General features: G+C 65.5%; 20 protein-coding genes and 1 tRNA gene. 4 read left to right on the top strand and 17 right to left on the bottom strand.

Annotated features, from left to right (window positions below):
• Window positions 1–879 (bottom strand): magnesium transporter (locus ACOJTD_RS16680; RefSeq protein WP_420134004.1); only part of this gene is annotated, 879 nt, incomplete at its 3' end.
• 172 nt (window positions 880–1,051) lie between these two features.
• Here ACOJTD_RS16680 and ACOJTD_RS16675 point away from each other — a divergent pair.
• Together ACOJTD_RS16675 and ACOJTD_RS16670 are read left to right on the top strand one after the other, a co-directional pair.
• Window positions 1,052–1,873: a polysaccharide deacetylase family protein gene (locus ACOJTD_RS16675; RefSeq protein ID WP_420134003.1), complete on the top strand. Its 822-nt coding sequence runs from the start codon at window positions 1,052–1,054 to the stop codon at window positions 1,871–1,873.
• 117 nt (window positions 1,874–1,990) lie between these two features.
• Window positions 1,991–3,283, top strand: coding sequence for a polysaccharide deacetylase family protein (locus tag ACOJTD_RS16670; RefSeq protein ID WP_420134002.1), 1,293 nt, complete (start codon window positions 1,991–1,993; stop codon window positions 3,281–3,283).
• A gap of 194 nt (window positions 3,284–3,477) precedes the next feature.
• Here the strand turns inward: ACOJTD_RS16670 and ACOJTD_RS16665 are convergent, their stop codons facing one another.
• From ACOJTD_RS16665 to ACOJTD_RS16595, 15 genes are all read right to left on the bottom strand, one after another.
• On the bottom strand, window positions 3,478–4,920 hold the full coding sequence (locus ACOJTD_RS16665; protein ID WP_420134001.1) for an APC family permease: 1,443 nt from the start codon (window positions 4,918–4,920) through the stop codon (window positions 3,478–3,480).
• Between the two features lie 22 nt (window positions 4,921–4,942).
• The gene (locus ACOJTD_RS16660) at window positions 4,943–7,258 is read right to left on the bottom strand and encodes a N,N-dimethylformamidase beta subunit family domain-containing protein (RefSeq protein WP_420134000.1); all 2,316 of its coding nucleotides are present in this window, start codon (window positions 7,256–7,258) and stop codon (window positions 4,943–4,945) included.
• 10 nt (window positions 7,259–7,268) lie between these two features.
• On the bottom strand, window positions 7,269–8,801 hold the full coding sequence (locus tag ACOJTD_RS16655) for a branched-chain amino acid ABC transporter permease (RefSeq protein ID WP_420133999.1): 1,533 nt from the start codon (window positions 8,799–8,801) through the stop codon (window positions 7,269–7,271).
• A gap of 3 nt (window positions 8,802–8,804) precedes the next feature.
• Window positions 8,805–9,731, bottom strand: coding sequence for a branched-chain amino acid ABC transporter permease (locus ACOJTD_RS16650; RefSeq protein WP_420133998.1), 927 nt, complete (start codon window positions 9,729–9,731; stop codon window positions 8,805–8,807).
• Window positions 9,731–10,432, bottom strand: coding sequence for an ABC transporter ATP-binding protein (locus tag ACOJTD_RS16645; protein ID WP_420133997.1), 702 nt, complete (start codon window positions 10,430–10,432; stop codon window positions 9,731–9,733). Before ACOJTD_RS16645 ends, ACOJTD_RS16650 begins: the two co-directional genes overlap by 1 nt.
• Complete coding sequence (locus tag ACOJTD_RS16640) at window positions 10,429–11,151, bottom strand: ABC transporter ATP-binding protein (RefSeq protein WP_420133996.1); 723 nt, start codon at window positions 11,149–11,151, stop codon at window positions 10,429–10,431. The genes ACOJTD_RS16645 and ACOJTD_RS16640 overlap by 4 nt, the downstream gene beginning before the upstream one ends.
• A gap of 20 nt (window positions 11,152–11,171) precedes the next feature.
• Entirely contained in the window at window positions 11,172–12,434 is a 1,263-nt protein-coding gene (locus ACOJTD_RS16635; RefSeq protein ID WP_420133995.1) for an ABC transporter substrate-binding protein, read from the bottom strand.
• A 170-nt stretch (window positions 12,435–12,604) separates the two neighbouring features.
• Window positions 12,605–13,546: a LysR family transcriptional regulator gene (locus ACOJTD_RS16630; RefSeq protein WP_420133994.1), complete on the bottom strand. Its 942-nt coding sequence runs from the start codon at window positions 13,544–13,546 to the stop codon at window positions 12,605–12,607.
• Between the two features lie 78 nt (window positions 13,547–13,624).
• Complete coding sequence (locus ACOJTD_RS16625; RefSeq protein ID WP_420133993.1) at window positions 13,625–15,298, bottom strand: carbon-nitrogen hydrolase family protein; 1,674 nt, start codon at window positions 15,296–15,298, stop codon at window positions 13,625–13,627.
• Between the two features lie 57 nt (window positions 15,299–15,355).
• The gene (locus ACOJTD_RS16620; RefSeq protein ID WP_420133992.1) at window positions 15,356–16,186 is read right to left on the bottom strand and encodes an ABC transporter ATP-binding protein; all 831 of its coding nucleotides are present in this window, start codon (window positions 16,184–16,186) and stop codon (window positions 15,356–15,358) included.
• The gene (locus ACOJTD_RS16615) at window positions 16,183–17,175 is read right to left on the bottom strand and encodes an ABC transporter substrate-binding protein (RefSeq protein ID WP_420133991.1); all 993 of its coding nucleotides are present in this window, start codon (window positions 17,173–17,175) and stop codon (window positions 16,183–16,185) included. The genes ACOJTD_RS16620 and ACOJTD_RS16615 overlap by 4 nt, the downstream gene beginning before the upstream one ends.
• 34 nt (window positions 17,176–17,209) lie before the next feature.
• Window positions 17,210–17,995 (bottom strand): ABC transporter permease, encoded by a 786-nt coding sequence (locus tag ACOJTD_RS16610; RefSeq protein ID WP_420133990.1) that lies wholly within the window; start codon window positions 17,993–17,995, stop codon window positions 17,210–17,212.
• A gap of 298 nt (window positions 17,996–18,293) precedes the next feature.
• Window positions 18,294–19,262 carry a response regulator transcription factor gene (locus tag ACOJTD_RS16605; RefSeq protein WP_420133989.1) on the bottom strand — a complete coding sequence of 323 codons (969 nt, stop codon included), beginning with the start codon at window positions 19,260–19,262 and terminating at the stop codon, window positions 18,294–18,296.
• 406 nt (window positions 19,263–19,668) lie between these two features.
• Window positions 19,669–19,753: transfer RNA gene (locus tag ACOJTD_RS16600), tRNA-Leu, on the bottom strand.
• A gap of 78 nt (window positions 19,754–19,831) precedes the next feature.
• Entirely contained in the window at window positions 19,832–20,074 is a 243-nt protein-coding gene (locus tag ACOJTD_RS16595; RefSeq protein ID WP_011503482.1) for a FliM/FliN family flagellar motor switch protein, read from the bottom strand.
• 64 nt (window positions 20,075–20,138) lie between these two features.
• On the opposite strand from ACOJTD_RS16595, the gene lipB reads away from it, so the two are divergent.
• Both lipB and ACOJTD_RS16585 read left to right on the top strand, forming a co-directional pair.
• Complete coding sequence (gene lipB, locus ACOJTD_RS16590) at window positions 20,139–20,882, top strand: lipoyl(octanoyl) transferase LipB (RefSeq protein WP_420133988.1); 744 nt, start codon at window positions 20,139–20,141, stop codon at window positions 20,880–20,882.
• Window positions 20,883–21,139: 257 nt separating this feature from the next.
• A complete protein-coding gene (locus ACOJTD_RS16585; RefSeq protein ID WP_420133987.1) occupies window positions 21,140–23,791 on the top strand; it encodes an EAL domain-containing protein in 2,652 nt (883 codons plus the stop codon).
• Between the two features lie 14 nt (window positions 23,792–23,805).
• Here the strand turns inward: ACOJTD_RS16585 and ACOJTD_RS16580 are convergent.
• A partial coding sequence (locus ACOJTD_RS16580) for an ATP-binding protein (RefSeq protein ID WP_420133986.1) occupies window positions 23,806–25,300 on the bottom strand: 1,495 nt, incomplete at its 5' end.

The following is a 25,300-nucleotide window of genomic DNA, read 5'->3' as shown; positions in this document are numbered from 1 at the left end:
GTCGCTGGTGACGCCGCCCAGCGCCTTGAGGTCTTCGTCGGCCTCTTCCTCGATCACGTCGACGACATCGTCGATGGTGATGACGCCGACCAGCCGGTTGTCGGGATCGACCACCGGCGCGGCCACCAGGTTGTACTTGCCAAACTGACGGGCGACCTCTTCCTGATCGTCGAGCACCGACACCTTGCGGCGGTCCTCGTCGACCAGATCGGCCAGCGGCACGCTGCGGTGCGAGCGCAGCAGCGCGTCGAGTGCCACCGCGCCCTGCCACTGATTGCCGCCGTCGACCACGTAGATCTCGTAGAAGCGATCCGGCAGATCTGGCGTTTCGCGCATGTGGTCGATCGCCTGGCCGACATCCCAGTCGCGCGGCACAGCGATGAACTCGGTTTGCATCCGCCGGCCGGCCGAGTTTTCCGGATAGTCGAGACTGCGCTCCAGCGCATCGCGCTCGGATGGCGGCAGCTTGTCGAGGATCTCCTCTTGCTCGTCCTCGTCGAGCACCTGCAACAGTTCGACGGCGTCGTCGGAGTCGAGTTCGCGCACACCCTCCGCGACGGTCGCCGGCTCGAGCTCGTCGAGGATCTCCTCGCGGACCGTCTCGTCGACCTCGTTCAGCGCCGAGAAGTCGAAATCGGCGCCGGTCAGTTCCACCAGCCGGACGCGCTCGTCGGGCTCCAGCGTCCCAATCAGATCGCCGAGATCGGCCTCGTGCAGGTCGGTCACCACGTCGCGCAGGAACTGCGCGTTTTCCGCGGCGATGGCCTCGGAGACTGCTGCAACGAATTCGGCCCTGATTTCGCCGTCCTCGTCGCGCATCGGGAGCTGATCGATCACGGAATGGCCGTCTCGCAGGCCCGCGTCGATGTTATCGGCCATGGCGCACCCCGTATGCGTGGTAGCTGGTTTTAGCGGTTGCGGAATTCGCGCGCCGTCGGGCAAGATGCAGGATCAATCGGCGGTCGAATGCCAGTGGCAATACTCAATCGGTGACGCGCGGCGCAATGAAATTCACGACATCCACGTTCGATCAGTTCGCCCCGGGGGTGTCATGACGAAAGCGAAGCGCGCCGCCGCGACGGTGAAGCGAGCTGCCGCAGCAGCTGTCAGCTTTGCGGTGCTCGGCTCCGTTGCTCACGCCGCCGAGTGTCCCCGCCCCGACGCCCTCGGCACCGCCCGCACCCTCACCATCGATGCGTCGAAGTATCCGCGGATCGGCACCAAAAGCTTCCCGGACACGCTGCCGCTCGAGGATCACGAGGTCGTGCTGACCTTCGACGACGGCCCGGCCGCGACCACCCCGAAGGTGCTCAAGGCGCTGGCGGATGAATGCGTCAAGGCGACGTTCTTCCTGGTCGGCAAGCCGGGCCTCGAGATGCCGGCGCTGGTGCGGCGGATCGCGGCCGAGGGCCACACCGTCGGTCATCACACCTACACGCACGCTCACCTCTCGCATCTCAGCATGGCCGATGCTTTAGCCGAGATCGACCGCGGCATCGCCGCCGACGAGTCGATGCTGCGCGGCCATGGCGCGCCGCTGTCGGAGACCAAGTTCTTCCGCTTCCCGTATTTCGAATCGACGCCAGAGCTGCTCGACAAACTTCAGTCACGCGGCATCGTCGTGTGGGGCGCCGATTTGTGGGCCAGCGACTGGAATCCGATGACGCCGGAGCAGCAGCTCAAGCTGATCAGCGAACGGCTCACCGCCGCCCGTAAGGGCATCATCCTGTTCCACGATCCGCGTGCGCAGACGGCGGCGATGATCCCGGATTTTCTGCGCTTCCTGCGCGAAAACCATTACCGCGTCGTCCACGTCGTGCCGCCGCCGGCGGACAACCCGGCCATTGCCACCGGCGCACACGCGATCCGCTGAATCAGCGCTGGTGCGCGCGGACAAATGGTGATCAAAGCCACAATTAAGCTGCCGTTCAGGGCGATATCGTACCGTCCTGAAGGTCGATGCTGGCTGATTGAGGTGCGTGGTCGCGTGATGGGTGGATTGTTTCGACGTGCGGGCCGGACGGTGTCCCTGCTTGGCCTCGCCTGCGCGACCGCAGCGCTCGCTCTGTCCGCCACATCGGCTCTGGCGGCCGATTGCCCCGGCAATCCCAACGCGCTCGGCACGTCGCGCACGCTGGTTGTAGATCCGCGCGAACACCCGCGGATCGGCACGATGCAATATGCCGAGACGCTGCCGTTGCAGGACCACGAGGTGGTGCTGACCTTCGACGACGGCCCGCTGCCGCGCCACAGCAATGCGGTGCTCGATATCCTCGCCAAGGAATGCGTCAAGGCGACGTTCTTCGTCGTCGGCCGGATGGCGCAAACGTTTCCGGATGGCGTGCGCAAGCTGCGCGATGCCGGCCACACTATCGGCACCCACAGCCAGAACCATCCGCTGAGCTTCAACCGTATGTCGGTCGAGCAGGCGCAGCAGGAGGTCGACCAGGGCATCGCGTCGGTCGCGGCCGCGCTGGGCGGCGACCGGTCGGCGATCGCGCCGTTCTTCCGGGTGCCCGGGCTCCTCCGCGCCGAAGCGGTGGAGAGCTATCTGGCGTCGCAGGGCCTGCAGGCCTGGAGCGCCGACTTTCCCGCCGACGACTGGCGCCACATCTCGCCCGAAGCGGTTTACGGCCTGGCGATGAGCCGGCTGCAGGCGAAGGGCCGCGGCATCCTGCTGCTGCACGACATCCAGGCGCGCACCGTCACGGCGCTGCCGCGCATCCTGCAGGAGCTCAAGGCCCGCGGCTATCGCATCGTCCACGTCGTGCCGGCCAGCAAGGATCTGCCGAAGACCCCGACCGAGCCGTCGCAATGGCGGCTGCATCCGATCACCGAGCAGGTCGCGATCTCGCATTGGCCGAAGGTGCCGGGCTTCAGCTTCGCGCATGCGGAGATGCTGCCGGGCCCGTCGGTCGCGGATCTCAGCCTCGACCTTGGCGGTGCAAAAGCGTCGTTCCATCATGCGATGCGCGGTGTGCCGATGCCGAAGATGGCGCCATGGCCGCGTCAGCTGCCGGTCGAGACCTCGGCTAATCCGATCGTCTTTCCGGTGCCGTCGCCGGCGCTGTTCAACATCCCCGAGAAGACGCAGCCGGCGATCCGCGCCACCATTCTGCTGCCGTCCCGCCATGCGGGCAACGAGCCCCACGCGCCGGCCGATGCGATGGCCTCGGCAACTCCGCCGATCCGCCAGATTTCCGGCAGCCACGCCATCGCCCCGGCCGGCCTGCAGCGCGGCCCGATCATCATGCCCGCAAGGCCGCGGCCGCTGAACCACTGACGCGCTTCGCGATTGATTGAAGCGACGCATTTCACAAGCACTGAATCGTCATCCTGAGGCGCGCGCGCAGCGCGCCTCGAAGGATGCGGCCACGGTGTGTGAGGCCGTCCTTCGAGGCCCACTGAGCCGCGCATAGCGCGGCCCACTGGGCGCCTCAGGATGACGGCAGTGAGCTCGTCGGAAGCAGAACTAATTCAGCCGAACGAACGCCCGAGATTTTCGTACACCGCCGGCCGGGCGCGGCGGATGTAGAGCGCGAACAGATAGCCGGCGACGGCAATCACGACGAGCGCCACCGGCAGCCCGTCGATCGCCAGCGAATCCGAGCCGCTGACCAGCGCCAGATTGGCCAGCATCGTCACCAGGCACGCCGCCAGCCCGAGCGCGCTGAGCACCGGCGCGACCAGCGCCGCCCACAGGCCGACGCCGCGGCGGTTCTTGCGGAAGAACGTAATCACCGCGCCCGACACTACGATCTGCACCATCAGGATGCCGAGGCTGGCGAAGGTGCTCATCCAGGCGAACACCACGTCATAGGGGCTGGCCTTTGCCAGCACGAACAGCAGCGTGGCGACGAACAGCACCGCGGTCTGCACGATGCCGGCAATGTACGGCGACTGGTGCAGGTCATGCGTGCGCGCGACGTGGCTCGAGGCGATGCCTTCGCGACCGAGCGCGAACAGATAGCGGTTGATGGTGTTGTGGAACGACAGCGTGCAGGCGAACAGGCTGGTGATCAGCAGCGCGTTCATGACGATGCCGGCGACCGCGCCGAGCCGCGCCTGCACCGCGGTGAGATACAGCGTCGAGGCGTGATCCGTCGCCTGCTGGGCGATCTGCGACGGCCCGTAATGCACCGCCACCGCCCAGCTCGCGAACGCATAGAACAGCGCGATGATGCCGACCGCCCAGTAAGTCGCGCGCGCGATGGTGCGCTTCGGATCGCGCGCCTCCTCGCCGAAGATCACGGTGGCCTCGAAGCCGATGAACGAAGCCACCACGAACACAAGCGCGACGCCGAAGCCTGACGGGAACACCGCGCCCGGCCCGTAAGGCTTCAGCGACACGCCCTCCGGTCCGCCGCCGCCGATCAGCACCGCGACGCCGAGCAGGCCGAGAATGGCGATCTCGGCGATCATGCACAAGCCGAGCACCCGGCCGCTGAACTCGATGTTGCGCGCGCCGCAGACATGGACCGCCGCCATCAGCACGATCGCGTAGACGAACCAGTGGATCTCCGGCCCACCGGCCGAAATCATGATGGTGTTGCCGAAGAAGCCGAACAGCCCCACCACGGCGATCTCGATCGCTAGGTATGTCGCCAGCGTCACGAACGCGCAGGCGAGCCCCGCCGGCCGCCCCAGTCCGTTGGCGATGTAGGCGTAGAAGCCGCCGGCGCTGCCGACGAAGCGGTTCATCGCCGTGAAGCCGACGCTGAACACTGCATAGAGCGATCCGACCAGCAGATACGTCCCCGGCACGCCCGGCCCGTTGCCGAACGCGAACGCCGCCGGCGAGGCGCCGACGACAGCCGTGAGCGGCGCCGCCGCCGCGACCACGAAGAACACGATGTGGGCGACGCCGACGGCGTCCTTGCGAAGGGTCTGCCGTGGCTCGCCTCCGGTCGTCACCGTCATCCTGCTCTCCCCGTCAAAAGACTCACCGCCACAACTTCTCGTCGCCCGAGTACTCCGTGCCCGGCAGCTTGCCGGGCGTCAGGAACGCGCCGAGCACGTTGCGCATGAAGGTCGCGGCGTTGTTCTCACCGCCCTTGCAGGGCAGCGCCTGACTCCAGGCAATCGACCCGATCGACAGGCAGGCGCCGTCATTGGCCGTGGTGAAGTAAGTGATGTCGGCGCGCACCTGCGGATCCTGCGTGCCGCCGCGGCCCGGGAACGCATAGGCGACTTCTTCCGACACCAGCGGGTAGTTGTCGGAATGGCCGTGCGACGCCGCCAGCAGCAGCGCGTGCGGCGGCGTGCCGAGCGCAAGATCGTAGCGGTCGATCTCGAGGCCGGCGGCGCCGCCGAGCCCGAGGCCGAAATCGCCGATCTTCTCCTGCGGCCCGATGCCCTCGAACATCCAGGCGGCGCGGCGGTGGAACGAGTCGGGCATCCGCTCGAATGGCTGCGACTCGTCCATGCCCTCGGAGGTGAAGCCGACGCCGACGATCTTCTGCGGCGCCCGGCCGCGCGAGCGCCACAGGCCGGAGCGTTCGCCCGTGGTGGCGAGATAGCCCTCGCCCGGATCGGCCTGCCAGGCGCGCGAGCCGGTGTCGAGCTTGCGCACCTCCATGCAATGCGGCTCGTCCTCGCGCAGCCCGCATACCCAATAGTAGCCGTTGCCGCCGAGATACATCAGCCGGCCGCCGGCGCGCATGTAGTCTTCGGTGCCGTCGAGCATCTTCTCGGAGTAGTATTCCGGATGCGTGCAGGTGATGACGCTGCGATACGGCGCCAGCGCCGCCGCGCCGCCTTCGTGCAGATCGTGGTCGGTCAGCACCTCGAAATCGTATCCGGCATGATCGAGCCACCAGATCAGCGACAGGTCCGCCGGCAGCGCCCACGGCACGCCGATCGAACCGGCGCGGAATTTCGGCCGCATGTTGATGATCGGTCGCCGCCACGAGGTGTAGCAGCAACCGGCGCCGTCGGCATGGTGGTCGTAGGTCGACAGGCCGAATTCCTGCAGCTTGTAGTTCTCGATATCCTCCTCGCTGAGGATCGGCGTGTGCGCCACGATCGACTGCGCGACCGGCGAACCGAACGCGAGCTGCTCGTTGGCATAGGCGAGGTAAGAGAACGTCGCGATCAGCACCGCTAGCGGCGCCTTCGGCTTCAAGGCCGCGACGAAGAACGGGATGTGATCCTCGGCCTCCCCGGCGCGCAGCCGCAACGCGTAGACGCCGCTCTTCAGATCGTCCGGAATGGTCAACGTGACGGTCGGCTGCCATTTGGCGTCGGTCAGCGCGTCGTCATGGAAGGCGATGCCGCCATATTGCGACGGGTTCAGCCGGTAGCAGTCGTCGCGGCCGGCCCAGTTCCAGCCGGTCATCCCGCGCACCGGGCGATTGACGCCCTGCGCGTGCAGCCCGCTCGGGCCGGTGTCGACTATGGTGTCGCCGATCCCCGTGTCGGTGTAGCCCGCGGTCGTATCCCAATGCGCGATCCGCGGCACCGAAGCGGGTGGCGCACCGCTGCGCAGGATCTCGGCGATGTCGATATCCGACAGCACCGCGCCCGCCACGCCCGCGCGGTCGATCTTGCCGTTGTACAGGATGCTAACGAAACGGCCACGCAGGTCGTTCTCTTCGCTGCCGCCGGCCCACAGAAACGGGATCGCCGCACCCGGATCGGCCGGCTTCACCTTCAGCGTCTCGGTGACGTGGGAGTCGTAGTCGCGCGGCACGACCGGGCCGGTCAGCGAATTGTAGCGGTTGACGACGCCGACCTGATGCAGTCGCACCTCGCCGCTCGCGGCGCTGTAGCTCGCCGCGACGAAGTACCAAACCCGCTCGACCAGCGGGATCTCGGCCGCAACGTGGTCAATCTGCGCGCCGTCGCCGACCCAGAATTCCAGCTTCCCCTCGGCGCTGATGCCGAGGCCGTAGCCCTTGCTGGCGGCGACGTCCCATTTCGACAGAATGGCCTGCCGCTTGATGCCGGGCTTGGTCGGATACACGAACGCATACAGCGTGAAGTCGCCCTTCGGCATCAGCAGCTGCCGCGGATCGTCGACCACCGCATGGCCGCCGAGCTGGGTGAATTGCCGCTTCACCGCGATCGTCGCCGGGATCGTGCTGACGACCTCCTGCTCGACGAAGCCGGGCCCGTCGGGGCTTTCGTCGCCGTGCAACAGGCGGACGAGTTGCGCGTCGACGTGATCGGTGCCCTCGCCCGAGATCATGAACGAGACCGTCTGGCCGGCCTTCACCGACAGCGGGTCTGCATAACCATGGATACGTTTGGTCGCCATCGCCGGGCCTTCAGCTTTCGAGCAGATCGTTGACGCGGAGCAGGAACACCGCGTGGTAGACTTCGTCGAGCGTCGCGTAGAGCTTGTCGTCGACCACGCGCGGCGGATGGCCGGCGCGGCCGGAGAACGCCATCACCTTGTAGGAACAGCTGCGATACGGCCCGACCCGCATGATGGCGTATTTGTCCGCCAGCTCGGCGCGGCGGAAGTAGTTCAGCACGCGGTCGAGCGCGTCGGAATGCTGACCGAGCGGCTTGGCCTTGTGCTCGGCGATCAGCTCCGGCGTGATCATGGTCTTGAGCTGGTCGCGGATGCGCTTGTCGAACAGCCGGTAATAGACCTGCTGCTTGTCGGCGATCTCGGTGGCTTCCTCGGGCATCACTTCACCCCCCTTCTTGGTCCGGACGGCGCGGCGCTCGCTCTTCTTGCGGTTGCGGAAATTGCGGAACTGACCGCGCACGCCGACGAGGCCGTTGTGCGCGGTGGTGGCGACCAGCACCATCACGGCGGCGATCAGGATGATGCGCAGCGGCCCGAGATCGATCAGGCCCTTGTCGATCAGCACCACGATCGCGGTGCCGACCACCGCACCCTCGGAGCGGCCGAGGCCGCCGATCACGATCATGGCGAACATCACCAGCAGCTGATCGAGCGAGAACACGGTCAGCGAGATCGAGCGATAGAACATCGCGTAGAAGGCGCCGATCGCGCCCAGCGCCGCCGACGAGATAATGAATACCCACAGCCGCGCGCGGCGATAGTCGATGCCGACCGCCTCGGAGAACGCCTCGTCCTCGCGCGCCGACTGCAGCAGGATGCCCAGCCGTTCGCTGTTGACGAGGCGGAACACCAGCAGCGCGCAGAGCAACAGCACGAACGCGCCGGCGAAGCCGAGCAGCAGGCCCGGCCGCTTCAGCAGCCAGTCCGCCGGGATGAACGAGGCCACCTGGTTGATGCTGCCGTTGGACGGCGCCAGTGCCTTGATCTGCGACACGAACACCCGGCAGATCTCGGCGACACCGAGCGTCAGCAGCGCGTAGTAGAGCCCGTCGAGCCGCGTCGACGGCAGCGCCAGGATGGCGCCGATGACGAGCCCGACCAATGCGCCGATCGGAATCAGCAGCGGCCACGGCACGCCGAGATAGACGTTGGCGGCGGCCGCCGCGTAGCCGCAAAGCCCGACCACCGCCATCGTCGCCAGCGAGAAGATGCCGGCGGTGCCGATGATCAGCGTCCAGATCACGTTGATCGCCGCATAGATGCAGAAGATCGACGCGACCGTGATACCCTGGTCGCTGAGGAACGGCGTCACCACGACCAGCGCGCCGAGGCCGAGCGTCCACCACAGTGGCCGCTTGTCGTCGAGGCTGCGTTCGCGGACCAGCGACCGCGGATTGATCCGGCCGCGCCACGCCAGCCAGTGCCGCTTGCTGAACGGCACTCGCCAGCGCGCCCACGGCGCCGCGCCGGCCGGCTTCAGCGTCAGTTCGTGCGGCCGGCGGCCGACCTGATAGTATGTGCGATCCGGCGTCTGATCGGCCACGCCCTACTCCCGCGTTTCGTCGAGCAGGCCGCCCAGTCCGCGCGGGCGCGCGACGAGGACGGCGATGATCACTGCGAACTGGATGAACAGCACGTAGCGCTGTCCGAGGAACGGGACGATGCCGGTGATCGCTTCGACGAAGCCGATCAGCACCGCACCGGCGACCGCACCCGGCACCGAGCCGAGGCCGCCGAGCAGCGCGATGGTCAGGCCCTTCACCAGCGGGATCGCACCGGCGGTCGGGCTGACGAACACCGTCTGTGACAGCAGCACCGCGGCGAGGCCGGCGAAGGCGCCGGTCAGCATCATGATCGGCAGCGCCGTGCGCCGCGCAGAAATGCCCGACAGCGCCGCGCCCTCCATGTTCTGCATCACCGCGCGGATCTCCAGCCCCATCCGGCTGCGGCGCAGCCACAGCAACGTCAGGCCGAGCACCGCGATGGTGGTCAGGATGGTGACGATCTGGTCGATCCGCAGCGCCATCCCCAGCACCTCGGTGCGGCCGATGCCGAACACCTTGGGCAGGCTCTTCTGCTGCGGGCCGAACCACCACAGCAGCGCCTGCACGGTGGCGAGGTTGATCGCCATGGTGATGATCAGACTTCGCACTGCGAAGTTCGGCTTGTCGTGGATCGGCAGGAAGGCGATCAGATAGATCACCACGCCGCACAGCGCGCCGGCGACGATGCCGGTCAGCGCCAGCAGCACCGCGAGCGCCGGATTCGACCACGCCGTGGTGGTGATCGCCGCCTTGACCAGCGGCGTGAACCATTGCGCGGCGAGGAAAGCGCCGTAACCGGACACGGCGAAGGTCGCGCCGTGCGCCATATTGACCATGCCGACGCTCGACCACAGCAGCGAGATGCCGATCGCCATCAGGCCGTAGATCGCTCCGAGATACAGCGCGTACAGAACCAGCCCAGCATCCATCAGACGAGATCCACGTGGCCGACTTCGCCGCGCAAGCGGCCGGCGTGCATGCCGATCATGCGATCGACCTTGCCCGACAGGAGTTCGACGTTCTGCTCGGCGATCAGCATCGCCTTGCCGTCGAGCGAGATGTTCATCAGCGCATCGACGACGCGCTCGGAGATTTTTGGCGCAAGGCCGAGCGAGGGTTCGTCGATCAGATAAAGCTTGGCGTCCGCCATCAGCGCCCGGCCGATCGACACCATGCGGCGCTCGCCGCCGGACAGCTTGCCGACCAGCGAGTCGCGCAGCTCGCGCAGCGGCGGGAAGATCTCGTAGACCTTCTCGCGGCGCGCGCCGCGGCCGTGCCACGCTTCCTTGGTGTAGGCACCGCAATCGAGATGCTGGTCTACGGTGAGCCCCGGGAAGATCGCATCGCCCTGCGGGGTCATCGCGATCCCCATCCGCACGATGCCCGGCGTGCGACGGCCTTCGCCCAGCGAGCGCGAGCCGCCGATCTCGGCATCCTCGAACCGCACCGAGCCGCGCTGCCAGCCGACCAGATGCATGATGGCGCGGAACAGCGTGGTCTTGCCGTGGCCGTTGAGCCCGACGATCGCCAGCCGCTCGCCCTTCGCCACCGCGAAGTCGATCTCGTGCAGCACGCGCAGCGGCCCGTAGCCGGCCGACAGGCCTTCGATCTTCAGGAGATTGCGGCTCATGCCGTCCCCTCGAAGTAGGCGGCTCGCACCTTGGGATCCTTGAACACGCTCTCCGGATCGCCCTCAGCGATCACCGCGCCGAGATCCAGCACGACGATGCGGTCGGCGATGGCGCCGAGCAGTTCGAGCCGGTGTTCGATCAGGATGACGGCGATGTGATACTCGTCGACCAGCTTGCGCAGCAGCAGGTCGAGTTCGGCGATCTCGGTGTTGATCAGGCCGGACGCCGGTTCGTCCATCAGCAACACCTGCGGGCGGCGCATCATCAGGCAGGCGAGCAGCAGCTTGCGGCGATCGAAGGTGTCGAGCGTTCCGGCGAGCCGCGACCAGGATACTTCGAGGCCGACCAGGCGCGCCGCCCATTCGGCGTCGTGCACCGACATGTACGGCGGATAGGCCTTGCGGGCGGCGCGGAACACTTCACCGACTGTCAGCGAATTCGGCACCACCGGGCTCTGATAGGTCCGCGCGACGCCGCGGCGGGCGCGCTGGAAGATGTCGAGCTTGCCGAGCGGCTGCTGATTGAGAAACACTTCGCCACGCTGCGGCACATAGCGGCCTGACAGCACTTCGAACAGCGAGGTCTTGCCGGCGCCGTTCGGCCCGATCAGCCCGAGCATCTCGCCGCCGCGCACCGCGAGCGCGACGTCCTTGAGGATCTGCCTGCCGCCGAGCGACAGGCTGATCCCTTCGCAGCCGAACCGCGCGCCGTCGATCATCGCCCTGCCCGCCGGCTCGCTCAGAACCAGGGCGCGGGCTTGAGCTTGGCTTCGGCGAGCCCGTCCGGCGCGATGATGGTGTGCTTGCCGTCCTGCACCTGCAGCAAGAGATGGCTGATGCCGGCGTTGGCATCCTCGGTCTGCCACGGATGCACCAGCGGGCACTGTTCCGGCCGGTCGAACGTGTAGGTGCCGCAGACACCGGTGTACTTCGCCTTGCGGATGGCGGCGCCGACGCCGTCGAAATTGCTCGGATCGACCTCCGCCCAGATCTGCGCCAGCATCTTGGTCATGTCGTAGCCGCTGCCGGTGTAGACGATGCCCATGTTGTCGCCGAACCGCTTCTTGTAGGCGGTGCGGAAGGTCGCGGCCGGTCCGGTCGCGTGGGTGCCGATCACCGTGCCCCACACCATCCCTTCGGCGGTGCCGCCGGCAAGGCTGAGAAACTCCGGCTGGCTCGGGCCATACTGCAGATACACCAGCGAGCCCTTGACAGGATCGCCGGAGAACTGCTGCGCGAACGCCGCCAGCTCCGCCGCGACCCAGTGGTCGATGAACAGCACGCCGGCATCGGTGTCGTGCAGCGCGCGCAGCACCGGCGCCCAGTCCTGCACTGGATATTGAATGTCGGTGATGGCGCCGACGGCCCACTTGCCCTTGGACTCGGCGATCGCCTGCTGCGTCGCCTTCGAGATCACCTGGGTGTAGGCGATCTGCTCCTGCACGATGTGGATCTTGTTGTTCTTCGGCTTCCAGGCGCCGCTTTCGACCAGCTTGTCGAGATAACGGATGAAGCCGTAGCCGTACCAGGTCTCGGCGCCGTCGATCATGAAGACGTTTTTGTACTTCTGCGGATTGCCCTTCACGAGATCGAGCGACGCCTGGCCGGTGTTGCCGTGCACATACGGCACGCCCGTGGCCGCGGCCGCGTCCATCGCCGGCTGCGGGATCAGCACGAAGGCCGAGGTGATGGCGTGGACCTTGCGGCCGTTCAGGGCCTGGAACGCGCTCACCGTGCCTTCAGGCGACAGCACGTCGATGTCCACCACTTCGAGCCGCAGCTTGCGCCCCTTCACGCCGCCGGCGGCGTTGATCTCGTCGACCGCCAGCGTGCTGCCGTTCAGCCAGTCCTTGTGATCGCCGACGCCGACCGGGGACGACTGCGCCGTGGGGACGCCGATCAGAATGTCGTCCGCCGCCTGTGCCGGCCGAATGAAAGGCGCCGCCAGCATGGCGCTGGCAGTCCCGAGAAGTAGCTCCCGACGTCCGATACCCGAGCTCATGCGCTGCTCTCCGATTTGCTGACGATGCAAATCATAAGCAGCGCGGTTCCGGACTGACCATGATGCGAATGCATCCCCCAGCCGGGTGCTTGCTAAGTGGCCGGTTTTGCTTGCTACGCATCAGGCAGCGTTTGCTGCAGCGCGGCTTCGCGCAATGGGAGAAGCCGCAATTAGCGCCGTTTGCGAACCGGTTTGTTCTTCACCGTGGTGAGGAACGCCCGGTCGGCCTCGATCCGCTTCTCGAGGAACGTCGTCACCGCCTTGATCCGCGCAATGTGGAGCAAGTCTTCGTGGACGGACAGCCAGATATCACGGGTTGTGAACAGCTCGGGCATCACCGGCTGCAGGGTCGGATCCGCCGAGGCCACATAGGACGGCAGCATCGCGATGCCCTGCCCTTCGGCCACGGCGATCCACTGCGCCACCAGGCTCGTGCTGCGGAACACCGTATGCGGCGGCCGCAGCACGTCGGACAGCCAGCGGTTTTCCTTGCTGTAGATGTGATCTTCGATGAAATCGATGAAGGCGTGGCTTTCCAGTTCCTTCACCGTGGCCGGTGGGGAGCGTCCACCAAGGTAAGCGTCCGTCGCATACAGCGAGATGCGAAACTCGCCGACTTTCTTGATCGACAGCCGCTTGCCTTGCGGCCGGAAGAAGCTGACGAAGATATCCGCTTCGCGCCGGCTGAGATCGAGCAGCCGCGTATCGGTGATCAGCTCGATCTGGATAGACGGGTAGATCCGGTTGAAGTCGGCGATGCAGCGCGTCAGGTAGAAGCTGCCGATGCCCTCCATCGCGGCGATCCGGACCGCGCCGCCGGCATCGGCCGTGTCCGTCCCGAGCGCCTCGACGATCGAGTTCGCCTGGCTCTCCATGCCCTCGGCATATTGCAGCAGCCGCATGCCGATCTCGGTCAGCGTGAAGCCGGACTTGCTCCGCTTGAACAGCGTCGAATTGAGGCTGCGCTCCAGCTCGCGGACGCGGCGGCTGACCGTGGTGTGGTCGACCTTCAGCTTGGCGGCGGCGCGGACCAGGCTGCGCTGCCGCGCCACCTCCAGAAAATAGACGACGTCGTTCCAGTCGTACCTGATGGTGCGCTGAGTCTTCGCCACGCCCGCAGCCGTCTCCCCGGCACGGCCGGCGCCGAGGCGCCGACCTTCCGTTAGTGTCCGGACAGCCACCCTTCGGGACTACGCCGCGACGATGGGAGCGTACGTCTCCACCAGACGGTTTGCAAACATGTCGACCTTCGGGATCATCATCTTCTGCCGGCACACCGCGAGATCGATATGCTTGGGCATCACCGCGCCGAGTTTCATCACGCGCGGCGCCGCGACGTTAATGTCCCACTGCGGGAAGCCGGTCGGCGGGATCACTACGCTGCCGCCCGGATACGGGCTGTCGATCCGGTTGGCGAGCACGACCGCGACGCGGTTGTCCTCGGCGCGCGGCACGGCGAGCAATTCGCGCTCGAACGGTTCGCGCAGCGCCGCCGGCCACAGGATGATATCGGCCGCGCCGATCGCGAGGCAGCGCGAGGTTTCCGGAAACACGGCGTCATAGCCGGACATCACGCCGATGCGGCCGAACGGCGTGTCGAACACCGGATAGTCGAAGCCGGCGACCGCCCACTTTTGCTCCTCGGCCGTGAGGTGCGTCTTGCGATAGCGCCCGATCTCCTTGCCCTCCGGCCCGATCAGCACCGTCGTGACATAGAGGCCCGCCGCGGCGCGCTCGATGATCGGCGCCGCGATCAGGCAGCCGTAACGGCCGGCGATCTTGGCCACCGCAGCGAGGTTCGCCGCGGCCTGATCGGCAGCGGCCACAGCCTCCGCCGGCGTCAGGATGTATTGCGCACTGAACGCGTATTCCGGGAGCGTGATCACCTTGGCGCCGAGCTTGGCGGTGTGATCGACCATGTCGAGCACCTCCGCGACGCTGCACTCCGGCGTGACGTGCATCTGAACGGCCGCGACCTTGGTCACCGACTTCGACGGGATCAGCGGCCGGTCGGCGATGCCGTTCACCGGCGTCTCCTCGTACGGCAGCGCCATGATGCCGTAGGTCTCGGGGCGGCGATCGGCGATCTTGTCGTTGGCGGTGTAGATCGATTTGTCAGCCGCCGCGTCGAGATCGATGGTGGCGATCGACATGCCGTGGGTGTCGTACGGCACCTTCGACAGCACCCGCCCCTTTGGATCGACGATCATGCTGCCGCCCGGATAGTAGATCGAGCGCTCGTAGCCCGCCTTGGTGGCGGCCACCAGCCAGACGCCGTTCTCGTAAGAGCGCGCCGGTCCCCACATGTCGGCTTGATCCATCGCGAAGAAGTTCGCCATATCGACGATCACTTCGGCGCCTTGTATCGCCATCGACCGGAAGATTTCCGGAATGCGGCCGTCGAAACAGATCAAGAGGCCGATCTTGCCGAGGTCGGTGTCGACCACCGGGCAGCCGCGCTCACCGAACGCGAACCAGTTCTGGTCGTGGGTGGCGAGGAACTGCTTGTGATAGTGGCAGGCGACCTCGCCCTTGCGATCGAACATGATGCCGGTGTTGAAGATCTTCTCTTTCGCCGGATCCCATTCGGTGATGCCGCTGGCGATGTAGACGCCGTGCTTGCGGCTCAGCGCCGCCAGCGCCTTGACGAACGGCCCGTCGGTCAGCGTCTCGGCGAGTTCGCGGCACTGCTCGGGCGAGTCGAACAGATAGCCGGTGTCCATGCATTCGGGGAACACGATCAGCTCGGCACCCTGCCGGACCGCGTCCTCGACGTAAGCCGTCGCGAGCGCAATGTTGAAATCGAAATCGCCCAACTTGGCGAGTGTCTGCACCGCAGCGGCGCGAAACCGGCGCTTCGTCATGTCAGTCTCCAGATTGAATGTGGTCGGTTCGGTCGGGACCGGCTCAGCCGATGCCCGTCATTTCTTCACTTCCTGCCAGAAGCGATCGAGGCAGTGACGCTTGATCGCCATGAAGTCGTCGCCGGTGGTCACCGCCCGGTCGCGGGGCCACGGCAGATCGATCTCGACGATCTCCGCGACCTTCGTGGGCCGCCGCGTCAAGAGTACGAGTTTGTCGGCCTGCTCGATCGCCTCGTCGAGATCGTGCGACACCAGCAGCATCGTGGTCTTTGTCTTCATGAAGATCTTCTGCAGCTGCTCGCGCATCGACATCGTCATTTCGTAGTCGAGCGCCGAGAACGGCTCGTCGAGAAACAGCACCTCCGGCTCGGTGACGAGCGCGCGCAGGATCGACACCGTCTGCTGCTGGCCGCCCGACAGCGTGTAGGGATAAGCGTTGAGGTCGATGCGAATCTCGAACTCCGCCAGCAGCTTCTCGATCCGCCGCTTCCGCTCGGCGCGCGGCACGCCCATCATCTTCAGCGGATAGTGGATGTTGTCGATCGCCCTCAGCCAGGGAAACAGCGCCTCGCGATAGTTCTGGAACACGTAGGAGATTCGTGTCTCGCTGATGCGCTGGCCGTCGTACAGCACCTCGCCGGCGTCCATCGGCATCAAGCCCGAGATCATGTTGATCAACGTGCTCTTGCCGCAACCATTCGGGCCGAACACCGAAATGAACTGGCCGAGCGGCAGATCCAGATCGAAGCCGTCATACACGACGGCATCGTTGAAGGTCTTGCGCAGGCCGCGGATCGTCATCTTCCGCTGCCGCGCGTGCTTGGCGGCGGGCGCTGCCATCTCGGTCATCGGCTCCGGCCGCAACTGGACGACGCTGCGCGCGCTCATTCGCCCAGATCCGCCTTGGTCAGCATCTTGTCGCGGACGTTGATCGGTCCCTGCACCACGCCGTCGGCGATGAACACGTCAACCAGCGCCTGATACGACTTGATGTCGGTGTCGTTGAGATCCTTGAAGCCGCGCAGATAAGGCTGCGCTACCAGATCGAGCTGATCGGCCTTCATCGGCGTGTAGGCCGGCAGCACCGTTTTGTATTTGGCGAAGTCGGCGTTCACCAGGTCGGTGGCTTGATCGATCACCGCGACGACCCGGCGGGCAACGTCGGGACGCTCGGTCAGGAACTTCGTGGTCATCACCGACGCGCCCGAATAGAACGGATCGGCGATCACGCTGGCGACCGGGTTGGTCATCGCCCGCTTGGCCTTGCCGGACGCCACCGCGATCGAGCCGACTGGCTCCAGCGACAGCGTCGCGTCGACCGTGCCGCCGACCACCGCCGGCACCTGCATGGCGACCGCGAGATCAACCAGCTTGACGTCCTTGTCCGGATCGAGCCCGGCAGCCTTCACCATGTGGCGCGAGATCGTGCGCCACTGGATGCCGGGCACGTGGCCGAGAGTCTTGCCCTTCAGATCCGCGAAGCTCTTGATCTGGCTGTCCGGCTTGACGATCAGCCCGTCGTTGATGCGGTCGACCTTGATGCCGCCGCCCTGCAGCCCGAAGATCTTCAGCTTGCCGGGAAACTTCGCCTCCGCGATCATCGCGATGCCGGCCGCTGCGCCGGGCGGTCCGAAATCGGCGCGGCCGGCGATCAGCGCGTCGATGATCTGGTTCGGCGACTCCATCTTCGCGGAATCAATCTCAATGCAGGCCTTCTCGAACAGCTTCTGATCGAGCGCGACGTAGTACGCGGTGGTCTGCATGATCGGCAGCCACGCCGCCGACACCTTGTCCATCTTGGCGCATTCGGCAGCCTGGCCGGCCGTCGCCGAGACGGTGGCAGCAACGACGGCGGCGCACAGAACGGATGTCTTCATCGCAAAATCTCCCGTGGGATGGCAGCGGCCGCGGCTATTTGCCGGACCAGTGAATGAGCGAGCGTTCGAGAAACAGCAGCACCAGATTCAGGCCGTAGCCGAGCGCCCCGGCGACCAGGATCGAGCCGTACATGTCGGTCAGCGAGTACGAGATCTGAGCATCAATGATGCGATGGCCCATGCCATCGGTGGCGCCGATGAACATCTCGGCGACGATGATCACCACCAGCGCCAGCGACACCGCGGTGCGCAGGCCGACGAAGGTCTGCGGCAGGGTCTCGAAGAAGATCACGTCGCGGAAGATGCGCAGCGACGATGCGCCCATCGAACGCGCCGCCAGCACGCGGGTCTGCCGCGCATTCATCACGCCGTAGGCGACGTTGAACACGATCACCAGCCACGCGGCGAACGCCGCCACCGCGATCTTGGCAAGATCGCCGAGTCCGAACAGCAACAGAAACAGCGGAAACATCGCGGTCGCGGGAGTCGAGCGGAAGAAGTCAATGATGAACTCGACCGATCGATACACGGCAGCTTTGGCGCCGAGCACGATGCCGACCGGCACGCCGGCGATGATCGCGATCACCAGCGAATAGCCGACACGCACCATGGTATGCGCGATATCCTTGCTCATGCTGCCCGACGATAGATTGATCGCCGTATCGCGTAGCGTATCGACCGGCGACGGCAGCAGATCCTTGTTCACCCAACCGCCGCGCGCCGCGAGCCACCACAACACGAACAACAACACCGGGCCGATCGCCAACTCACTCGCATGGCGCAGCCGCTTGGTGGTGAGTTGCGAGACGGGATTTCGCATGGCGCTTCGATATCCGTACTAATCGGCAGCAATTTCGTAGGCGCATCATCGCGCATTGTTGCCGTGTGAAAACGCCTAATTGTGCAACACGATGTGCAAAATTGCATATTGAAATGACGCCGCGCGCCGATGAATTGGTAATCATACAGAGACCAATTCATGAGCAATACGCGCAGATTCACTGCACGGCGAGAGAGCGCCGGCTGGCACACCTGCTTTCGATGGTTCGTCAAGAACAGGATGCGAGGCGAAACGCCCGCTCCGTCACGCCGAGGGTCTGGAATGCCGGTGACGGCAGTCAGATGGTTGCCGAGCTCGTCGCCATCGAGGCCAGCATCGCGCGGTTGCTGAGGCCGAGCTTGCCCAGAATGGTCTGGGTGTGGTTGCGCACGGTGTTCGGCGACATCGCCAACAGCCGCGCGATCTCCTTGTGGGTGTGGCCCTTGGCGATCTGTTCGGCAACCTGCCGCTCACGCGGCGTCAGCCTGTCGAAAGCCGCCGCCGGCCGTAGATGCACGAGATGAAACGGCCGACTGAAGTAACCGCCGAGCCGTCGGCTCTGCACCACGACGCCGTCGGTCACGCTGCGGGTCGGCTCCGCCGCCGGCGACGTGAAGGCGAATGGCAGGTAGTTGGCGCGCGCACCCGGCCAGCGCTCGCGCAGAAAGCGCAATGAGTCCGGCGGCGCGAACACGATCCGGCCCTCGTCGTTCACCAGCAACGCGGCACGGCCACTTTCGGCCTCGCAGCGACGTGCCGACAATCGCGCCAGATGATCGATCGCGCAGCGCACGAAGCGTGTCTCCGCTTCGTCGAGCGGCCGCGCGCCACGGTCGCCACGATAGAACGACATGAACAGAGACGGTTCGCCGTCGCTGCGCATTTCGCAGACAACCGTCATTTTTCGGATGTTGTAGCGGTCCGATAGCGCGATCATGCCGTCGGTATGGCGCTGGCCCTGGCGATCGTAACAGGCGTGCGCGCTGCCGGTGGCGATGACGTCGCGGGCCAGCAGATCTTCGCGCCGGATGCTGTCCCAGAAGCTCTGGAAATCGTCGGGAAGCCCATAGGCCACCGCACCGCAAACTTCGACGTCGTTGCCGTTCCATAGATCGGCCCAGCCGGCCCAGCCGCAATCGGCGCGCAGAATGTCCGCGAGCTCTGCGATGCTCCAGTGCAGCAAGGCCGCTGGATCTTCAGTTCGGCTGCGCTCGTGAAGTCGCAGCACGAAATCGCTGAAGGCGCTGACGTCCGTGACTGCACCCATCGCTGCTCCCAAGGAAGACGAGCGGCTGCCCTGCCCGCTCATCCGATCGAGGATGATGCAACTTTAGTGCCATGACGATTTGGCAACTTGACATTTTCCGCCAGCTTGCGCCGTCGCAAGACCGACGTCCAGCCATTTGCAACGGACCGAATCGTGCGCTGTGGAGCGCCTGGAATGTGCCGGGTCGTTCTTGAGAGGCGCGGCTTCCATGCCGCGTCAGCGCGACTCAAGCATCACGATGAGAACGGGGCCTCACTGAACCGGAGGGTATGATTTTCCCGGGCGCTTCGCATCCTTCTCCGTGCGCAGCCTTCAACCGCTGAACACGCACGAAGTCAGCCTTTTCGGTAACTCTTTGAAGGGTGGAAGCTCGGCTCTGGCGGCACGGCTCCAGGACCGAAGCCCTTGGTGCGCTCGGAGGGACTCGAACCCCCACGATTTTACTCACTGCCACCTCAAGGCAGCGCGTCTACCAATTCCGCCACGAGCGCTTGGGATCGGTCCAGGCTGGGCGCCCGACCGGATCGACGGCGCCCATTTAACAAATCAATGATTGGGGTACAAGTGCATCAGCGACGATCAGGCGACCGCGTCAACATTTGTTTGACCTCGACCGCGATGCGGTTGCGATCCACCAGCACCACGCCGCTGGCGATCGGCATGTTGTTGGCCAGGATCTTGACCTCGTCCGCCTCAGTGGCGTCCAGTTCGATGATGGCGCCGCGGCTGAGCCGCAAAACCTGGTGAATCGGCATCGAAGTGGTGCCGAGCACCACCATGAGGTCGACCGAGACTTTATCGAGTGTTGGCACTGGAACCCGGACTGACAGCCTGTGAAACGAACGTGTGCGAACCTGACCATGTTATGGTTATCCAATGATTAACGCGCCGGTTAACGCCCGCCACACACTGGATCTGGCCGGTTTCGCGCCCCTCGTCGGCAGCCCGCCCACCGAATGGATGATCTCGGACGCACCGATTCCCTATCCGGAAGCGGTCGCTGCGATGGAATCACGCGCGGCCGCAATTGCGGCCGGCGAATCGCCCGAGCTGGTGTGGTTGCTCGAGCACCCGCCGCTCTACACCTCCGGCACCAGCGGCCATGCCACCGACCTGCTCGATCCGCGATTCCCGCTGTTCGCCACCGGACGCGGCGGACAGCTCACCTATCATGGGCCGGGCCAGCGGGTGGCCTATGTGATGCTCGACCTCAAGCGCCGCCGACCGGACGTGCGCGCCTATGTGGCGGCGCTGGAGCAATGGATCATTGCCACGCTGGACGCCTTCAACATCCGTGGCGAGCGGCGCGAAGATCGCGTCGGCGTTTGGGTCGCGCGCCCTGACAAGGGAGCGGGCTTCGAGGACAAGATCGCCGCGATCGGCGTCCGGCTGAAACGCTGGGTATCCCTGCACGGCATCGCCATCAACGTCGAACCAGACCTCAGCCACTTCCAGGCGATCGTCCCTTGCGGCATCAGCGATCCGCGCTACGGCGTGACCAGTCTGGTCGATCTCGGCCTGCCGGTCACGATGCCAGACGTCGACGTCGCGTTGCGCGCATCCTTCACCGAGATCTTCGGGGCGACGATCGAGACGGCGCACGCCGTCACATCCGCCTGACGTTTGGCGCAACGCCCATAGGCTAGATCAATCGCCGCACGCGACATGCTGGCGATCGGTGCGCCCTAAACATCATCTGATGCAAAAGCACAGGCTGTCGCGATGTTCGTCGGCATGCGGCAACGGTTTCCTAAGGATGAAAGGCCGCCCTGGTGGCGCATTGTGGCCGACAACGCTTTGCTCACTTTCAGCGAGTACTTCAGTAGCTGAGTTCCCCTCGAGGAACCTGGTACATTTCCCAGGTATCAAGGCTGGCGATGAGCAACAACGATAACTTCACCGAGGATCCCACGATCCGCCTCGCCGCGCTCGAGCAATCGAGCGAAGCCGTGGTCATCGTCGATAGTCATCAGCATGTTCGTTACTTCAACGAAGCAGCGGAGTCGGTGTGGGGCGTGAACCGCGCCGACGTCCTTGGTTGCGACGCCGTTTCCCTCGGCCTCACCGCACTTACCGCTCAGGCCGATACGGCCCGGGCTGCCTGCGATACGGCGGCCTGCAGCCGCAATTCCGAGATCGAAATCGGACGCAAGGACGGCAGTCAGATTCGCGCGGCGATGTCGGTGTCACACATTCAGTTCGGCTGCGAAGGATGCACTATCGCCTTCGTTCGTGACATCACCCGCGAAGTCGAGCGCCGCGAAGAAATGGCGCTGCTCACCGCCATCTCCGATCGGACCAGCCGCGCTGTCGTCGTCACTGATCACGAACAGACCATCGTCTACTCCAATACCGCTTTCACCGCGCTGTTCGGCTACTCTTCCGAGGAAGCCAAAGGGCGTCATGCCAGCGAGCTACTCGCCGGCCGCTATACAGATCAGATCGCGCTCGACAATCTAAAAACCTGGACTCACGACGATCACGGCGGCGAGCAGGAAATACTGCTTTACGACAAGAACGGCGACGAGATCTGGGTTCAGGCCGAAGTCAAGGCGCTACGCAATGCTCGCGGGCAGATCCGGCACGGGTTCGCGATGCTGACCGACATTTCGGAATCCAAGCAGCTCCGCTCGTTGCAGCAGCTGACGCGGGCCGCGCTGGCGGATGAACTCCCGATCGCCGAAATCGGCGACCGGCTCTGCCGCCAGGTCGAGAAGATCGCGCCCGACGTGGTATCCTCCCTCCTCCACATCGATGCAGCAGGGCTGATCCACCCGCTCGGGGGGCCGAGCCTGCCGACGGACTACTCGCAGGCGCTCGACGGCGTCGCGATCGGCCCCGACGTCGGCTCGTGCGGCAGCGCCGCCTATTATGGCAAGCCTGTACTGGCGATCGACCTCGATGCAGACCCGCGTTGGCAGCCCTACAAGGCGCGCCCGCTCTCAGTCGGTCTGCGGGCATGCTGGTCGTCGCCGATCAAGTCGAAGGACGGCCGCGTGATCGGCACCTTCGCCTTCTACTTCCGCGAGTCGCGTGAGCCGAGCCGTTGGCATCAGCGCATCATCGAGGCCTGTGTGGACCTCGGCGCGCTGGCGATCGAGCGCAAGGAGTCGAGCGCGCAAATCGCGCGGCTCGCGTATCACGACATGCTCACCGGCCTGCCCAATCGCGCCCGGTTGCGCGACCTGATCGCCGAGGCAACCGAAGCCTGCCCGGCTGACGAGCACGTCGCGCTGGCGTTTCTCGACGTCGACAACTTCAAGGACGTCAACGACACACTCGGCCATTCGGCGGGCGACGAATTCCTGATCGAGTTCGCCAGGCGCCTGCGAGAACAGATTCTGCCGGGCGACATGCTTGGCCGGCTCGGCGGCGATGAGTTCGTCGTCGTGATGCCCAATCGCGACGCCGCCGCGGCGGGACGGATCGCGGAGCGTCTCTCGGACGCCGTGACGATGCCGCTGCGGATCGGCGCGCGGCAAGTGCCGATGTCCGCCAGCATCGGCATCAGCCTGTACCCCGACAACACCACCGATCTCGATACGCTGATCCGGCAGGCCGACACCGCGATGTATCAAGCCAAGCGCGCCGGCCGCTCCACCTATCGTTTCTTCAGTGCGGAGATGAATGGCATCGCCGAGGAGCGGATGGCCTACACGGCCGCCCTGCGCCGGGCAATCGCGCAGGACGGATTGGAACTGCGCTATCAGCCACAGATCAGCACCGCTGACGGCGCCATCCACGGCGTCGAAGCGCTGGCGCGCTGGTGTGATCCATTGCTCGGCGAAATCTCGCCGGCAAAATTCATCCCCCTGGCCGAAGAGTGCGGGCTTATCGACCACATCGCAGTTTGGTCGATCCGCGCGGCTTGCCGGCAGATGCTGCTGTGGCGCAATCAGGGACTGGACATTCCCTGCGTCTCGGTGAACCTGTCACCGATCAACTTCCAGAACGCCAACTTGCCGTCCGTCGTCGCCGATTGCCTCGCCGAGCACCGGCTGCCGCCCGAGGTGCTGATGCTCGAAGTCACCGAAGGCGTGCTGGAAAAGGAGCGCTCGCGCGCGCTGGCGACCATGAACGCGCTGAGGGCACTCGGCGTCGGCCTGTCGCTCGACGATTTCGGTACCGGATATTCAAGTCTGAGCCGGTTGGCGCAACTCCCCATCCGCGAGCTAAAGATCGACCGCGGATTCATGAGCGACGTCGAAACCGACGATAATACGCGAGCGATCGTCACCACCGTGGTTCGCGTCGGCCAGAGCCTTCGACTGAACGTGATCGCCGAGGGAGTCGAAACCGAGGGCCAGCTTGCGCTTCTGACCGAACTCGGCTGCGACATCGTACAGGGCTTCCTCTACGCGCCTGCACTACTTCCGTGCGACCTCGAGCGCTGGCTGCTCGACTACACGGCGCGGCGTGCCAGCGCGATGGCGCGGCGGCTGCATCGGGCCGTGGCGCCGTCGACGCAGGAGACGCCTCATCTCGCTCCGCCGATGCGCCACGGCGACGGCCGTGCTCTGCAGCTTTGACAGCCGACGACTGTCTACTTCGCGATCAGCTCGCGAATGCGGGCCGCGAGTGTATCCACTGCGAAAGGCTTGGTCAGCACCGCCATGCCGGGTTCAAGCTGGCCATTGTTAAGCAGCGCATTCTCGGCGAAGCCGGTGATGAACAACACGTTGAGGCCAGGTCGCGTCTCACGCGCGGCGTCGGCCAGTTGCCGGCCATTCATGCCGCCCGGGAGTCCGACGTCGGTCACCAATAGATCGATGCGCGCGTCGGATTGCAGCACCTTCAACCCGGCGACGCTGTCGGCTGCTTCCAGCGCGGTGTAGCCGAGGTCGCCCAGCACATCGGCGACCAGCATGCGCACTGTCGGTTCGTCGTCGACGATCAGCACCGTCTCGCCGGCTTCGGCAAATGAAATCAGGCTGGAGTCCGGACTACGTTCGTCATCCTCCGCCTCGCCGCGATGGCGCGGCAGATAGATGCACACCATCGTGCCTTCGCCGACCTCGGAGTAGATCCGCACCTGGCCGCCCGACTGCTGTGCGAAGCCGTAGATCATCGACAGGCCCAGCCCGGTGCCCTTGCCGATCGGCTTGGTGGTGAAGAACGGGTCGAATGCCTTGGCGATGACATCGCGCGTCATGCCCGTGCCGGTGTCGGAGACGCACAGAGACACGTACTGGCCGGTCGGAATGTCGTAAATCTTCGAATGCGCGCGGTCGATCCAGCGATTGCCGGTCTCGATCGTGATCTTGCCGCCGTCCGGCATCGCATCGCGGGCATTGATACACAGGTTGAGCAGCGCGCTTTCCAATTGCGGCACGTCGACCAGAACCGCCCATAGCCCCGTCGCGCCGACGTGTTGGACCTCGATGCCCGGCCCCACCGTTCGCTGGACGAGATCCAGCATGCCGTTGACGAGCTTGTTGACGTTCGCCGCCGTCGGCGTCAGCGTCTGGCGGCGCGCGAAAGCGAGCAGCCTGTGCGTCAGCGACGCCGCGCGCTTTACCGCGCCCTGCGCCGCAACGAGATATTTGTCGACGTCTTTGATACGGCCCTGACTGATGCGGGTCGACATCAGCTCGAGGCTGCCGGAAATCCCGGCCAGCAAATTGTTGAAGTCGTGCGCCAGACCTCCGGTGAGTTGGCCGACCGCCTCCATCTTCTGCGACTGCCGCAGCTGCTCCTCGGACCGCAGCAGCTCGGCACGGCTTTCGGCGACACGTTGCTCCAGCGTCTCGTTCAAGGCGCGCAGCTCGGCGATGGCACGGTCGCGCTCCTCGACCAGCGCGCGACGGTCGTCGACGTCGATCAGCACGCCGGGGAAACTGAGCGCAATGCCGTCGGGGCCGAGATCGACGCGGCCATTGGCTTCGAGCCAGTAGTATTTGCCGTCGGCGCGGCGTGTTCGATACTGGTGGGCATAGGGACCGCCGCGCGCGATGGCCGCGTCGATGGCGCGCGCGAGGCCGTCGCGATCGTCCGGATGGACAGTCTCCACCACCAGGGCAAGGCTCAGTCCCTCGCGC

The sequence above is a fragment of the Rhodopseudomonas sp. genome (assembly GCF_048594845.1).
Lineage (GTDB): Bacteria > Pseudomonadota > Alphaproteobacteria > Rhizobiales > Xanthobacteraceae > Rhodopseudomonas.
This window is presented reverse-complemented; position numbering and strand designations above follow the sequence as displayed.